The sequence below is a fragment of the Rhodovulum sp. 12E13 genome (assembly GCF_003340565.1).
In the GTDB taxonomy this organism is placed as follows: Bacteria; Pseudomonadota; Alphaproteobacteria; order Rhodobacterales; family Rhodobacteraceae; genus HLUCCA09.
This window is the reverse complement of record NZ_QPLK01000090.1, coordinates 1-2,072: the sequence shown is the minus strand read 5'-3', so window position 1 is coordinate 2,072 and position 2,072 is coordinate 1. Positions and strand designations below refer to the sequence as shown.

General features: G+C 68.4%; 1 protein-coding gene. It reads right to left on the bottom strand.

Annotated features, from left to right (window positions below; all coding sequences use genetic code 11):
* Nucleotides 1–94: 94 nt before the first annotated feature.
* Nucleotides 95–2,072 (bottom strand): cation-translocating P-type ATPase (locus DLJ49_RS21105; RefSeq protein ID WP_115395469.1); only part of this gene is annotated, 1,978 nt, incomplete at its 5' end.

Below are 2,072 nucleotides of genomic sequence, written 5' to 3'. Positions count from 1 at the left end.
GCTGTAGCGTTTCACCCATGGCGTGCTCCGAGGGCTGCTGTCGGACTTGGTGTAGCAACTTGATTCTACAGAGCTTTCGCGGGCACGCCAGCCATTACCCCCGATTTCGATGAATAAGGCGGGTTGAGATCAGCAGCCACACGACCTTGCGGATGTTGTCGTAGGCGATCCGCCCCTCCTCGATCCCGTGGACGATGGAGGCGAAGTTGTCGTCGGTCAGGATCAGGTCGGAGGCGTTGCGCGCCACGTCCGTGCCGCCCTCGCCCATCGAGACGCCGATATGCGCGCTCCGGAGCGCCGGCGCGTCGTTCACGCCGTCGCCGGTGACGGTCACGAAGTGGCCGGCATCCTGCAGGGTGTCGATGATGGTCGTCTTCTGACGCGGCTCGACCCGCGCGAAGATCGCCGCATCGCGGATGCGCGCGTCATGGCTGCTGCCCCCCTCCTCGCGGCGACCGATCTCAGCGCCGGTAACGACGGCGGCGTCATCCTGCGCAAGCCCCAGGTTGCGCCCGATGGCCAGCGCCGTGCGCGGATGGTCGCCGGTGATCATGCGCACGTCGACACCCGCCGAACGGCATTCCTCCACGGCCTCGGGCACCTCCTCGCGCACGGGGTCGATCAGGCCGACGAGACCGAGGAAGCGCAGCCCGTGGAGCGCGCTTGGGTCGGCCCTTTCCGCCGTCTCCTCGTCGACCTCTCCCGCAGCGACCGCGAGCACGCGATAGCTCTCGGCGGCCAGCGCTTCCTCCCGCTCGCGGACGGCCTCGGCATCGATGGCGCACATCCCGGCCAGCGTTTGCGCCGCACCCTTCACATGCGCGCGCACCGTGTCGCCGTGGCGGTTGAAGCTGACGGCGAAACGGCGCTCGGACTCGAACGGGATGCCGCCGACCTCGGGGTGGTCCTGCGACAGCTCTCGCTGCGTCAGGCCGAACTTGCGGGCGAGAACGAGAAAGGCCACGTCGACCGTGTCGCCGCTGGCACGCACCTCGCCGTCCTCGACGTCGTACTCGGCCTCGTTGCAGAGCGCCCCGGAGACGATCAGATCGCGGAGCCACCCCTCTTCCCCGACCTGTTCGCCGTCTCGCGTGAACGTGCCCTCGGGCGCGTAGCCCGCGCCGCCGACCTCGACGTCTTCGCCCTCGATCGGGCGTATGAGCTTGCCGGTCAGCCTGTTCGCGGTCAGCGTGCCGGTCTTGTCGCTGGCGATCAGCGTGCAGGCGCCCAGCCCCTCGACCGCGGGCAGCTTGCGCACGATCACGTTGCGTTTCGCCATCCGGTTGGAGCCGATGGACAGCGCGACCGTGGTCGCCACGGGCAGGCCTGCGGGAATCGCGGAAACCGCCAGCGCCACGGCGAGAAAGAAGATGTCGAGAAGTTCATGGCCCCGCACCGCCTGGATGAGGCCGAGCACGACGATCGCGGCGAGGATGGCGATGGCGATGACGCGGGTGAACCGGCGCATCTTGAGGACGAGCGGGGGAAGCTGCTCCTCCTCGGCGAGCGATTTCGCGATCCGCCCGAGCTCGGTCATGGTGCCGGTGCGGCAGACGATGCCGGTGCCGCGGCCGCTGGCCACGCTGCTGCCCGCATGCAGGAGCGTCGAACGGTCGCCGAGCGGCGTGTCGGGGTCGAGTTCGGCATCCGCGCGCTTGGCGACCGGCACGGACTCTCCCGTCAGGAGCGATTCATCGGCCTGCAGGTCCTGTACGCGCAAGAGCCGGATGTCGGCGGGAACCGAGGCGCCTGACTTGACCGAGACGAGGTCGCCCGGAACCAGCCCCTCGCTGTCCACCTCCTCGCGTTCGCCCTCGCGGGTGACGAGGGCAGTGATCTGCATCGCCTTCTTGAGCGACCGGGCGGCGCTTTCGGCCTTGTATTCCTGATAGGTGCCGAGCCCCGCATTGAACAGCAGGACCGCGAAGATGAAGGCCGCGTCCTCTAGCAGGCCGCTGAAGAAGTGCGGCTGGAAGGACGTTTTTCCGGGCGCGGGTTTCCAAGTTGAGGCGGTGGCGGCCCGGGACGTGTGGATCGGTTCCGAGATGCCCCGTGTTTCAGGCCGCCAGAAG